The 12428-nt window shown below is 56.2% G+C and carries 9 protein-coding genes; all 9 read left to right on the forward strand.

The window, feature by feature from the left end:
• Positions 1-30: 30 nt before the first annotated feature.
• The 9 genes from ABD949_RS25730 to ABD949_RS25770 all read left to right on the forward strand — a co-directional run bounded on the left by ABD949_RS25730 (position 31) and on the right by ABD949_RS25770 (position 12341).
• A complete protein-coding gene (locus ABD949_RS25730; protein ID WP_345248452.1) occupies positions 31-630 on the forward strand; it encodes an RNA polymerase sigma factor in 600 nt (199 codons plus the stop codon).
• Between the two features lie 46 nt (positions 631-676).
• Positions 677-1789, forward strand: coding sequence for a FecR family protein (locus ABD949_RS25735; protein ID WP_345248454.1), 1113 nt, complete (start codon positions 677-679; stop codon positions 1787-1789).
• Positions 1790-1818: 29 nt separating this feature from the next.
• A complete protein-coding gene (locus ABD949_RS25740) occupies positions 1819-5325 on the forward strand; it encodes a SusC/RagA family TonB-linked outer membrane protein (RefSeq protein WP_345248456.1) in 3507 nt (1168 codons plus the stop codon).
• 5 nt (positions 5326-5330) lie between these two features.
• Positions 5331-6860, forward strand: coding sequence for a SusD/RagB family nutrient-binding outer membrane lipoprotein (locus ABD949_RS25745; protein WP_345248458.1), 1530 nt, complete (start codon positions 5331-5333; stop codon positions 6858-6860).
• A gap of 62 nt (positions 6861-6922) precedes the next feature.
• Positions 6923-7891, forward strand: coding sequence for an amidohydrolase family protein (locus ABD949_RS25750; protein ID WP_345248460.1), 969 nt, complete (start codon positions 6923-6925; stop codon positions 7889-7891).
• Positions 7888-8679, forward strand: coding sequence for an HpcH/HpaI aldolase family protein (locus ABD949_RS25755; RefSeq protein WP_345248462.1), 792 nt, complete (start codon positions 7888-7890; stop codon positions 8677-8679). Before ABD949_RS25750 ends, ABD949_RS25755 begins: the two co-directional genes overlap by 4 nt.
• A 155-nt stretch (positions 8680-8834) precedes the next feature.
• On the forward strand, positions 8835-10283 hold the full coding sequence (locus ABD949_RS25760) for a GntP family permease (protein ID WP_345248464.1): 1449 nt from the start codon (positions 8835-8837) through the stop codon (positions 10281-10283).
• A gap of 22 nt (positions 10284-10305) precedes the next feature.
• Positions 10306-11166 (forward strand): 2-hydroxy-3-oxopropionate reductase, encoded by an 861-nt coding sequence (locus tag ABD949_RS25765; RefSeq protein ID WP_345248466.1) that lies wholly within the window; start codon positions 10306-10308, stop codon positions 11164-11166.
• A 32-nt stretch (positions 11167-11198) separates the two neighbouring features.
• Positions 11199-12341, forward strand: a complete 1143-nt coding sequence (locus ABD949_RS25770) for a mannonate dehydratase (RefSeq protein ID WP_345248468.1) — start codon at positions 11199-11201, stop codon at positions 12339-12341.
• Positions 12342-12428: the final 87 nt, after the last annotated feature.

A 12428-nucleotide genomic window follows, 5' to 3' on the forward strand; every position in this document is an offset into this window, starting at 1 on the left:
ATCATGTAGGAAAGTTATATACCCACCCCTATGAACAGACGGCTTGATTCGGACGAAGCACAGCAACTCTGGCACGAATACCGGGCGGGGGATATGTATGCCCTGGCCAATATCATCCAACGCGCTTACCCGGATCTCTTTCATTGGGGCATGCGTTTGCACGCCGACCGCGAGTTTGTCAAAGACTGCATTCAGGAGATGTTTGTCAGCCTTTGGAAGATCCACGATACCATCGGTTCCGTCGAGAATGTACGTTCCTACCTGCTCGTGGTGCTTAAAACGCGGATTCTACGGGAATTGTCAAAGAAGTACAACACCCATCAGTCCAGCCTGTCCGACGAATATTCGTTTTCCGTGGAGTTTGCAGCTGACCTGCGCCTGATTGAGGAGGAACATGAAATCTATCAGGTTCGCAAGATGGAGCAGGTAATCAGGCATCTGCCCGACCGGCAGAAAGAACTGATCTACCTTCGGTTTTATCAGGACCTCAGCTACGAGCAGATCGCCGAGGTGATGCAACTGGAGCGCCAGTCAGTTTACAACCTGCTCAATAAATCACTGAACAGCCTCCGGAAAAACTGGGCCGTCGCCTTCGTGGGGTTCCTGCTCCAGTGGTCGATTTGGGTCTGATAAGGACCTCAGCAGTATCGTTTTATCAACAGAAGGCAGCAATGACATGAAGAATTACCAGCAGTATACGGTCGAGGACTTTATCCGGGACGAGGACTTTCAGCAGTGGGTGCAGGGACGCAGCACTCAGGAGTCGTTCTGGCTGGCCTTTGTGCAGAACCATCCGGAGAAGCGGGCGATGATCCGGCAGGCCGAGCAGTTTATCCGGGCGGTATCGGTCGCACCCGAGCGGATCAGCGAAGCCGAAATCCGGCGGGAGGTCGAGCAGTTTATTGAAACGGCCAGCGGCCTCACTACCCGTCGGCCACCCGCGCCGGAAAAGCCTTCCGAGGAAGCGAACATACCCTTATTTCGCCTGGGCCTGCGGTGGGGGATGGCGGCTGCGGCCTGTCTGTTGGCGGTACTGGCAGTGGGCGGGTATTTCTACACCGCAACGCCAGCTCAGCCAAAAGCCTCGTTACCCGTTGCCGCAGCCAGCCAGCTGGTAGAAACAATCAACGACACCCGGGATCCCCTGCGTATAGTACTTACCGACAGCTCCGAAGTGCTGCTGAGCCCCAGGAGCCGCATCCGGTACCCATCGGTGTTTTCGGAGCAGTCGCGGGTGGTGTACCTGACCGGTGAAGGCGTGTTTTCGGTGAAGCGCCAGAACCGGCCCTTTATGGTCTACACCGGCGAGATGGTGACCAGGGTATTGGGTACCCGTTTTGTGGTGCGGGCGTTCGACCTTGATAAAAAAATATCGGTCCAGGTCTTATCCGGTAAAGTATCCGTCTATAAACATAAACCCCAGCAAACCCCCGCCAACAAAGAAGTCAATGGATTGATTCTGACCGCCAACCAGGCCGCCATCTTCGAGAAGAACGTCGGCCACCTGACCAAGACGCTGGTAGCCAACCCGTCGCTGGTCGAGACAAGCAGCCGGGAGAGCGACTTTGTGTACGATGAGGTCTCCCTGCCGGCCATTTTACGGGAACTGGAAACCAGTTACCGGATTCCGATTCAGTTCGATGAGCAGAGTTTTGCGGCCTGCAAAGTCACGGCCGCACTGACGAGTGAGTCCCTGTACGAGAAGCTGGACCTGCTGTGCAAGTCCGTATCCGCCAGTTACGAAATCACCGATGGCCAGATTATCATCAGTGGCCGGGGGTGTAAGTAAACCCTGAACCTTTAACCTTATCATATCTTATGGAAAATCACCTTTACAGGCAACTGTGGCTGACCCTTATGAAGTTTTCGCTAACCCAAGGATTGGTTATGCTGCTGCTGGTGGGGGTATCGTATGCCCATACCACCAACGCGCAGGAATACCTGAACAAACGCCTGACGTTACACGCCGACAACCTGGAGATCAAAAAGGTACTGGCGGAGATCGAGAAAGCGACCGAGGTGCAGTTTGTGTACAGCTCGCAGGTCATCGAGTCGCGGCAGAAGATCAGCATCCACCTCAACAACTCGACGCTGAAAGAGGTCCTGACCAAACTCTTCAAACCCATGAACGTCAGCTATGAGCTGGTAGGCAAGAAAGTCGTTTTGTCGCCCGGTGCGTCGGCTTCGGTCGAGACCGGGCTTCGGGAGCTTATGGAGAAGGTGGGTGAGTCCGCCCCCAAACGGATTGTGTCGGGTAAAGTAAGCGACGAAAAAGGGGCCGGCCTGCCGGGCGTTTCCGTCTTGATTAAAGGAACGCAGCGCGGGACCAGCACCAACGCCCAGGGTACGTTTCAACTGGAGGTGCCGGATGACAACGCCGGGTCGACCGTGCTGGTATTCAGTTTTGTGGGCTTTGCGAGCAAAGAGGTAACCGTGGGCAATCAATCCGTCTTCAATATCTCATTGGCCCCCGAAAACAAAGCGCTGGAAGAGGTAGTGGTAACCGCCCTGGGTATCAAAAAACAATCGAAAAGCCTGGGCTATGCTACCGCTACGGTGCCGGCCGAGGAGATGACGGTGAACCGTACCGCCAATTTTATGAACGCCCTCCAGGGCAAAATGGCCGGGGTAAACATTACCTCCCTTGGCTCGGGTCCGGCCGGTACCAGTAAGATCCGGATTCGCGGGCAGTCGTCGTTCGGCGGCAACAACTCTCCGCTGATTGTGGTCAACGGCGTGCCGATTGATAACACGACTTACGGAGCCAGAGGGGATGTGTCGGAGCGGGGCAGCAACCGGACATCGGATGGGGGCGATGGCCTGAGCAGCATCAACCCGGACAACATTGAAACCATGACCGTGCTGAAAGGGGCGGCCGCTTCGGCGCTGTACGGCTCACGTGCCAAAGACGGCGTGATTATGATCACCACCAAAACCAGAGGTTCGGGTAACGGCATTGGTCTGGAATTTAATTCCAACTTTACCACCGATACGCCCCTGGATTATACCGATTACCAGTACGAATACGGTCAGGGCGAAAACGGGCAGCGGCCAACGGCCCCCAACCCTACCTCCGGTCAGTGGAGTTTTGGCGAGAAATTCAAGCCGGGCATGACCCACATCCTGTTCGATGGGGTAGAAGTACCCTATGTGCCACAGCGGAATCAGATTACGCAGTACTACCGGACGGGGCAGACCTTTACCAACACGCTGACCTTATCATCCGGGGGGGAGTTTGGCGGTTTCAGTCTGTCGGTGTCCAACCTGGGTAACAAAACCATTCTGCCCGGTTCCGGCTACGACCGGCAAACCATTAACCTGGGCTTTACCCAGACGCTGGCTAAGAAGCTGACCGTATCGGGAAACGTGAACTACTCCAAAGAATTCCGGAAGAACCCACCCAATATTGCCGAGCAGGATTACAGCCCCGTGGTGCTGTTCAACATGGCCAACTCCATGCCGCTCGACCTGCTGGAGAAATACGCTACCGACGCCAACGGCAACGAGTATGTATGGTCGCGGTTTACCAACCGGACCAACCCCTATTTTGCCCTGAAGCGGTTTGATAATATCAATACCGACCGGGTTTTTGGCAACATTACCGCCCGCTACAACTTCACTGACTGGCTGTTTCTGCAAGGCCGGATCGGGCAGGACTACTACTCCCGCGAGCAGGACTATAACCTGCCCACGGGTAGCCAGCGCCAGCCTGCTGCTCCGGCTGGTTTCGTGAACGGACAGTATGTGCAGGATGCCCGCAACGTGCGGGAACTTAACACAGACTTTCTCTTAGGTGCCAATAAGACCTTTGGCGCGATTGGACTAAACGTGAACCTGGGTGGCAACCAGATGTACAGGAAGATCAGCCGGCACAACGTATTTGTGCAGGATTTTTACACCCGGGGCCTCTACACCATCAGCAACAGCCGCCAGCGTGACCCAATCTACGAAATCTCCGAGCGGCAGGTAAACTCCCTGTACGGATCGGCGGAAGTTTCCTATAAAGACTTTGTGTTCGTCAACGGAACCGTTCGCAACGACTGGTTCTCGACCCTCTCACCGGCCAACCGTAGCATCCTGTATCCGTCTGTTACCGCCAGTTTCGTGTTTTCGCAGGCCTTTGCCGGCTCGTTGCCAAACTGGCTGACCTTCGGTAAAATCCGGGCGGCCTATGCGGAAGTAGGTAGCGATACCGATGTGTCGCCCTACGCTAACAACCTCTTCTACAGCATCAATCCGCAGCAGTTTCCGTCGCCGAGCGGAGCCGCCCAGCCTCTGGCCAGCATCAGCGGAACCACCGTACCGAACGCCGACCTGCGGCCTATGCGCGTGTCCGAAAAAGAGGTGGGTCTGGAACTGCGGCTGTTCAACAACCTGCTGGGCCTGGATTTGACGTACTACGACAAGCTGTCGTCTGACCAGATCCTGCGGGCACAGATCTCCAACGGGGGCGGCTACCAGACGCAGCTGATCAACGTGGGTGAAAGCCAGAACCGGGGTCTGGAGATGCTGGTGACGTTTTCGCCCATCAAAACGTCTGCGCTTACCTGGAACACCATCTTTAATGCAGCGTATAACAGAACGAAGGTCCTGAACCTGGGTAGCTCCGTCAGCGACAACATGATTACCGTCGGCACCGGCGACTTCACCGGCGAACTCCGCCAGGTAGTAGGGATGCCAATGGGGCAGTTGTTTGGCTTTGGCTACCTGCGCGACGCCCAGGGGCGGCAGGTATTCGATGCAGGTAACGGACGGCCGCTACGGACCCCGACCCAGATCAATTTTGGCAGCGCCTTACCGATATGGGTAGGAGGGATCACCAACAGCTTCACTTATAAGGGAGTGAACCTGTCGTTCCTGATCGACTTTAAGCTGGGCCATAAGATGATTTCCGGTACCAACCACAATGCCTGGCGGCATGGCTTGCATAAGGCGACACTGGTGGGCCGGGAAGAAGGTTTTGTGATTGGCAACGGGGTGAATCCGAACGGGGAGACTAACCAGACCAAGTCGGGCGTACAGGCGTACTACGAAACGGTACGGTCGCAGAACATTGCCGAGGAGTTTGTGTACAACGCGGGTCTCTGGCAATTACGGCAGATTACGCTCGGTTACGACTTCACCAAATTGCTGCCGGCTTCGTCCCGCTTCATCAAGGGCGTGCGGCTCAACGCCGTGGCCAACAACGTGGCGGTCCTGAAAAAATGGGTACCCAACATTCATCCGGAGCAGTTCGGCTTTCCGTCCGACAACCTGATGGGTCTGGAAGCAACCGGTCTGCCCGTCACCCGCAGCATGGGTTTTAACCTTAATCTTAAGTTTTAACGAACATGAAAAAGCCTCACCTATATCTGTCTGCCTGCCTCTTTGCTGTCTTCGGTCTGGCTTCCTGCGACCGCGGCTTCGACGAAATGAACATCAATCCGGTGGCGCTGACCTCAGTCGACCCGGCATTCCAGTTAAACACCGCTATTGTGAACAGTGCCCCTGGCTACGGTAATCTAAGCTACGAGACAACCATCGTCAAGCAGATGATTACCCCCTTCAGCGGACAGGGGTCGGCGGCTAATTTCAACCAGGACAACCGGGGTGTTACGGCCGGTAACTGGAACACGTTCTACGGCAACATCATCCGGGAGTTAACGGATGTTATTGCGAAGACAAAAGACAACGCACCGCGCTCTAACCTGTATAATATGGCCCGGATCTGGCGGGCGTATGCCTTCATGCTGATGACGGATACCTACGGCGATGTGCCATACACGCAGGCCGGAAAAAGCTATCTGGAAGGTATCGTGACGCCGGTTTACGATTCGCAGGAGGCCATCTATACCGATATTCTGAAGGAACTGGAGGCCGCTTCGGCAGCTTTGGATGCCTCCAAAGCCAGAATAACCAGTGATGTGCTATACGATGGCGATGTAGCCAAATGGAAGCGGCTGGGCAATTCGCTGCTGCTGCGGGCGGGTATGCGGCTCGCCAAAGTGAACCCCACGCTGGCGCAGGCAACGGTCCAGAAAGCAGTAGCGGGTGGCCTGATGCAGTCGAACGACGACAACGCCATCATCCGCCACAACGCCAGCTTCACCAACCCGGTCGGCTCGCAGTTGAACGGTGGACAATCCGCGTTCTTTTATCTCGACGAAGAGTTTGTTGATTTTCTGCAGAAAAATAATGACCCCCGGCTGGCGTCTATTGCCGTGCGCTATGTGGGTGCGGCCAGCGGGGCACAGCAGGTTGAGTCGCGGGCCAACCGCAAACCGGAGGTGCAGATCGGGGCTCCGCAGGGGTACGACAACACCACCATCAGTAAAGCAGTGGCGGAGAAGAAACTGGCCAGCCTTTGGGATTACAGCCAGCTCGACCGCACCCGGATGGGCAACCTGACGGCTCCGAGTTTCCTGGTGACCTACGCCCAGACGCAACTGCTGCTCGCCGAAGCGGTAGTCCGTAAATGGGCAACGGGCGATGCCGCTGCGCTGTACGCAAACGGTATCCGGTCGCACATGCGGCAGTTTGCGCTTTACGGCACCAGCACCGCCATTGCCGATGCCGCCATTACGGCGTATGTGCAGGCGAATCCGCTGGAAACCGGCAAAGAACTGGAGCAGATCAACACACAGTACTGGGTAGCTTCGTTCCTGATTGGTCCGGAGGCTTGGGCTAACTTCCGGCGCAGTGGGTATCCGGTACTGACCGCTAATCCCTATCCGGGTAAAGATCTTAAGACCGAGCCTTTTATACGCAGACTTACCTATACCGATGCTGAACTGAACGTGAATAAGAGCAATGTGCAGCAGGCAATCACCCGGCAGGGCCCCGATTTGCTGGATACGCGGGTGTGGTGGGATAAGAAATAGTTGAATGGTTGAATGGGTGAGTGATTGAATAGAAGAATCGGGTTTATAAAGATCAAACGGAGATGAAAAGGGTTCTGGGTGATGCCGGTGATGAAACAGAAAATCTGCCGACCCGGCGCGACGTGCTGGTTACGTTAACGGGTGTCGGGTTGGCAGGATTGGGTTTTAACCTGGCGAAGGCAGAAGGGCCGTCTGGTACCGGCTTTGCCCATAAACCGGCTGAACCCGTTATTGAATGGAACGCCCATATCTTCAGCCCTGATCTGCAGCGCTTTCCGTTTCATCCGCAGGCGGTATACAAACCGGACGTATCCAAACAGCCCGCCGATCCGCTGGCTGCCTACCTGAAACACCTGGATGAGGAGAAGATCGACCGGGCGGTGATTGTGCATCCGGAACCGTACGGCGACGATCACGCGCTGATCCTCGACTGCCTGAAGCGGGAGCCGAACCGCCTGAGAGGTACAACGCTGTACTACCCGAACGACCCCAACGCTCCGAAAAAGCTGGCGGCCCTTGTCCGGCAGGAGCCGCGTATCGTCGCCACCCGGTTTCACGCCCATCGGGGGAAGGAATCGTATCTGAATACGTTTGCCGATCCCGGAGTTCGCGCATTGTGGAAGCAGGCCGTTGATAACGACCTCATTATTGAACTGCACATCGGGCCGAATTACGCCCGGCAGGCTGGTGACGCCATTGCGGCTTTTCCCGGCTGCAAAGTACTCATCGATCACCTGGCCGAGCCGAATATGGGTACCGGCGTGGAGTTTGCCGATGTGCTTGACCTGGCCCGCTTTCCGAACGTGTATATGAAGCTTTCCGGCTTAGAGTATTTTGCCACCGATAAACCCTATTTTGAAAGTGCGCTGCCGTTTACGCGCCGGGTCATTCAGGCGTTTGGCGTGGATCGGATGGTGTGGGGCAGTGGTTCCCCTATTATCGTCGACAAACACATGCCGGGTTACACCGAAGCGGACCGGGCGAAAGTCAAAGGCGGAAACCTCCGCAAGTTGTTGAACTGGAACACATGAAAAATCTGAAGAAGCGCCTGCAGCAGGGCGAGACATTGCATGGATGCTGGCTGAACCTGGGCAGTTCGCTCACGGCCGAGATTGTTGGGCTGGCCGGTTTCGACTGGGTACTTATCGACCTGGAACACGGAGCCGGCTCGGAACGGGATGTGCTGTATCAGTTACAGGCTCTCGAACATACATCTACGGCGGCCATTGTTCGGGTCGAGAGTTCTGAAAGCCAGCGTATTCACCGGGTGCTTGATATGGGCGCAGAAGGCATTATGTGTCCCAAAGTGACCAATCCGGCCGGAGCCCACAAGGTCGTCAGCGGCCTGCACTATCCCCCGCATGGAAACCGGGGCGTCGCCAAGATGGTGCGCGCTACGGGCTTTGGACAACATTTTGCCCAGTACTACCAGGAGGCACGGGACAACATCCTGGGTGTGGTGCAGATCGAAACCGTGGAGGTCTTGAACCACCTCGACGAAGTAGCCGCGCTGGATGGGGTAGATGTACTGTTCATCGGTCCGGCCGACCTGTCGATGGAACTGGGGATTTTCGGGCAGTTCGATCACCCCCGCTTTAAAGAAGCGCTGCGGGAAACGGTGAATGCAGCCCAAAAGGCGGGCAAAGCCACCGGCATTCTCTTCTTTAACCCGGACGACTACCAAACGTACCACGACCTGGGCATCCGCCTGATTGCATGCGGAGCCGATGCCACCTTCGTCGCCGACGGTGCCCGTACGCTGGCGAAGCGGCTGGATTCGCTGCGCGCTGTGCCGGCTTCGGTAAACAATGGACAATGAGTGCCTTGTTACCCCAGCCCTAAAGGGGGCCTGCTGGCGCACCAGTGGGCTGACGCCATCGTTAACCCTGAATGGGCGAAGCTGTCTATGCGCCAGCAGGCTCCCTTTAGGGTTGGGGTAACCTAACTTCAAACCTTAAACTGTAAACCTAAAAAATGACAGACCCCCTAATTATCCTGCTTGTCGGCGTACTCATCGTGATGGGTGGGATCATCGGGTTAAAGCTCCATCCGTTTCTGGCCCTGCTGTTCGGGGCCTTTGTGGTGGCCATGATGACGCCCGCAGCGGCCATCGAACAATATGCCTTGTCGAAAGGAACAGCGCCGGCTGCGGCCCTGCAACTGGCGAACAAAAGCGTTGGCGAACGCATTGCCACCGAGTTCGGCAACACCTGCGGCCGGGTCGGTATTCTGATTGCCATGGCCGCTATCATTGGTAAATGCATGCTGGAGAGCGGGGCCGCCGAACGGACCGTGCGCTCCATGCTGCGGTTCACGGGTATCGAACGGGCACCCATCGCGTTTCTGGTGAGCAGCTTCTTCATCGGCGTTCCGGTATTCTTCGACACCGTTATCCTGCTGATGATCCCCATCGCCAAGGTGATGACCATGCGCATCGGCAAGAATTACCTGTTGCTGGTGCTCTGCATCCTGGCCGGGGCCGCCATGGCCAACTCACTCGTGCCACCCGCGCCCGGACCGCTGTTCCTGATCGGCGAAATGAAAATACCCATTGGGCTGATGATGATTACCGGCACCATTGTGGGCCTGATTACCATCTTCTTCGGGTACCTGTTTGCCGTCTGGGCGAACCAGAAATGGCCGATTGCGCTACGCGATTCGCTGGATGCGCGGCTGGAGGACATCAAACTGGTGGCCGCCAAAGATGATGCGCACCTGCCGTCGCTGGGCGTGTCGCTGCTGCCGGTGCTGATCCCGCTCATCTTTATCTGCGCCGATACCTACGCCGATGCCATGCCGGCTGACCAGACCACAAGCGTGAAACAGGCGGTCGTTCTGAGTCAGATCTTTGGGGTAGTCCAGTTCTTCGGCGACAAGACCATTGCGCTGATTTCCGGGGGCGTGGTAGCGCTGCTGGTACTGGCGACCCATAAGAAAGATAGTAAGGAAGGCATGGGATCATTTCTACAGGCGGCTCTGATGAGCGGGGGGAGTATCATCCTGATTATCGGAGCCGGTGGCGCGTTTGGAGGAATGCTCCAGCAAACGGGTATCAGTTCGCGCATTGCCGGCATGACCAGTGGCTACCAGATGGCCCTGATTCCGCTGGCTTTCCTGATCTCGGCCGTGGTGCGCACCGCCCAGGGCTCTGCTACGGTGGCCCTGATTACGGCATCGGGTATTCTGTCGGGGTTGGCGATCAACGGAAACCTGGATTTCCATCCGGTATACCTGGGACTGGCCATCGGCTGTGGCTCCAAACTCATTCCGTGGATGAACGACTCCGGTTTCTGGATCGTGTGCAAAATGAGCAATCTGACGGAGAAAGAGGCTCTGAAGACGTTTTCTCCCATGCTCTGCATTATGGGGATTGTCGGCCTGATCGTCATCATGATAGGCTCTCAGCTTTTTCCGCTGATCTGATAAACGTTGTAACCCGTTTTACATGGAAAAAATAGGATTTATTGGTTTGGGCATCATGGGTAAACCCATGGCACTGAATCTACGCAGAGCCGGCTTTCCCGTAGCTGTACTGAGCCAGAGCAAAGCGGCCGGTGCACTGGCCGAAGCTGGTGCCGAGGTATTGGCTTCGGTAAAGGAACTGGCGCAGCAATGTGACATCATCATCACCATGCTGCCGGATTCGCCCGATGTGGAGCAGGTCGTGTCTGGTCCGGATGGCGTGCTGGATGGTATTCGGTCTGGTTCATTGTTTATCGATATGTCGACCATTGCGCCCTCTACCGCCCGCAGCATATACAAGCAGATGCAGGAGAAAGGCGTTGAAGCACTGGATGCGCCCGTGTCCGGGGGGCAGGTAGGAGCAGAAGCCGCGTCGCTGTCCATCATGGTCGGTGGGCGTGACGCTGCGTTTCAGCGGGCGCTGCCGGTGTTTCAGGTCATGGGTAAAAATATTGTTCTCATCGGTGAGCCGGGTGCGGGACAGACAACCAAAGCCGCCAACCAGATGATTGTGGGCATGACCATTCAGGCCGTGGCTGAGGCCTTTGCCATGGCCCGCAAAGCCGGTGTTGATCTGGAGAAAATGCGGGAGGTATTGCTGGGTGGGTTTGCTCAGAGCCGTATCCTGGACCTGCACGGCAAGCGGATGATCGAGCGAAATTTTACGCCCGGTTTTAAGATCAAGCTCCACAAAAAAGATATGGGCATTGCCCTGCAGGCGGGCGAAGAGTTTTCGGTGCCGTTGCGGGGCACGGCTCAGGTGGCTGCGCAGATGGAAGCCGCGTTGGCGCAGGGCAACGGCGAGTTAGACCACAGTGCTCTTTTGCTGGTGCTGGAACAATGAAAACAAATAGTTAACCCTTAACTCTTTAGACCATGAAGCGTAAAAATTTTATCCGGGTCATTGCCGCTGGTTCAATGGGGGCGGCAGCCTTTACTCCTGAATCAGCGTCGGCAAGTGCTGAAAACACGGCAAAGCCGATCAAAAAAGTGCTGATGAAAGTGGGCTGCCAGTCGGGCGGGACCAGCAAGGAAAACCTTGAGTTCAAAGCTCGTCACGGCGTGTATAACCTGGATGGGGGGTCCCCAAAAACCATACCGGGCAAAGGGTGGGACCTGGAGGACTCGCTGGCGAAGAAAGAAGCCTGCGAAAAGTACGGTATCAGCCTGGATGCCTACCACTTTCCGCTGACCTCCGCCGGCATTGATAAGGTGGAGTACCCGAACATCATGCTGGGCAAAAGTCCGGAGCGGGACCGCGAAATTGAGATCCTACAGCAGATGATTCAGGTGGCCGGCAAAACGGGCATCAAGGTACTGAACTACAACACCACCATTCTGCCGGTATTGCGCACGGGCCGTACCGTCGACCCCAAGCGCGGGAACGCCGATTACAGCACCTGGAACTATGCCGAAGCCATCAAGCGCAACGATCCCAAGACGATTGCGGGCGACGTATCCATCGAGCAGATGTTTGAGCGCATTACCTATATGCTCGACCGGCTGCTGCCGGTGGCTAAGGAGTACAAGGTGAAAATGGCCAACCACATTGCCGACCCACCGACGCCGGTTGGCTACCGGGGTATTACCCGCTGGAACAGCCCGGATGTGTTTGCCGGCATTCAGCGGTTCGCCAAACTGTACGACAGCCCCTACCACGGCTTCAATTTCTGCATCGGCTCCATTGCCGAAGGGCTTAAAGATCCGAAAACCGAGATCTTCCCCATCATTAAATGGGTCGGCGAGCGGAACCAGATCTTCAACGTACACCTGCGGAACATCAAGGGCGGCTGGAACAACTTCCAGGAAGTATACCCCGACAACGGCGATATGAACTTCCTGCACGTAGTTCGTGCCCTGCGGGATGTGGGCTTCGACGGTATGGTGATGCCCGACCACGTACCGCACCATGCCGAACCTGGTAGTGGATTACAGGCATTCTCTTTCAGCTACGGCTACATCAAAGGCTTAATTCAGGCTGTATCTGATGAAGTTGAGCTGGCTTCCGCCAGAAATTAATTTTCAGGGGCGCTCCCGGTATGTTCAGGCCGGGAGCGCCTTTTTTAGGCTGACAACCGCAACTGTGTGGTTCTGCTAATTCCTATA

The sequence above is a fragment of the Nibrella saemangeumensis genome (genome assembly GCF_039541915.1).
Taxonomy (GTDB): domain Bacteria; phylum Bacteroidota; class Bacteroidia; order Cytophagales; family Spirosomataceae; genus Nibrella; species Nibrella saemangeumensis.

Bases quoted from the DNA above. Each gene is read 5' to 3' on its own strand.
- ABD949_RS25730 (WP_345248452.1), top strand. From the start codon at position 31: ATGAACAGACGGCTTGATTCGGACGAAGCACAGCAACTCTGGCACGAA.
- ABD949_RS25740 (WP_345248456.1), top strand. From the start codon at position 1,819: ATGGAAAATCACCTTTACAGGCAACTGTGGCTGACCCTTATGAAGTTT.
- ABD949_RS25770 (WP_345248468.1), top strand. From the start codon at position 11,199: ATGAAGCGTAAAAATTTTATCCGGGTCATTGCCGCTGGTTCAATGGGG.
- ABD949_RS25750 (WP_345248460.1), top strand. From the start codon at position 6,923: ATGAAAAGGGTTCTGGGTGATGCCGGTGATGAAACAGAAAATCTGCCG.
- ABD949_RS25735 (WP_345248454.1), top strand. From the start codon at position 677: ATGAAGAATTACCAGCAGTATACGGTCGAGGACTTTATCCGGGACGAG.
- ABD949_RS25755 (WP_345248462.1), top strand. From the start codon at position 7,888: ATGAAAAATCTGAAGAAGCGCCTGCAGCAGGGCGAGACATTGCATGGA.
- ABD949_RS25760 (WP_345248464.1), top strand. From the start codon at position 8,835: ATGACAGACCCCCTAATTATCCTGCTTGTCGGCGTACTCATCGTGATG.
- ABD949_RS25745 (WP_345248458.1), top strand. From the start codon at position 5,331: ATGAAAAAGCCTCACCTATATCTGTCTGCCTGCCTCTTTGCTGTCTTC.
- ABD949_RS25765 (WP_345248466.1), top strand. From the start codon at position 10,306: ATGGAAAAAATAGGATTTATTGGTTTGGGCATCATGGGTAAACCCATG.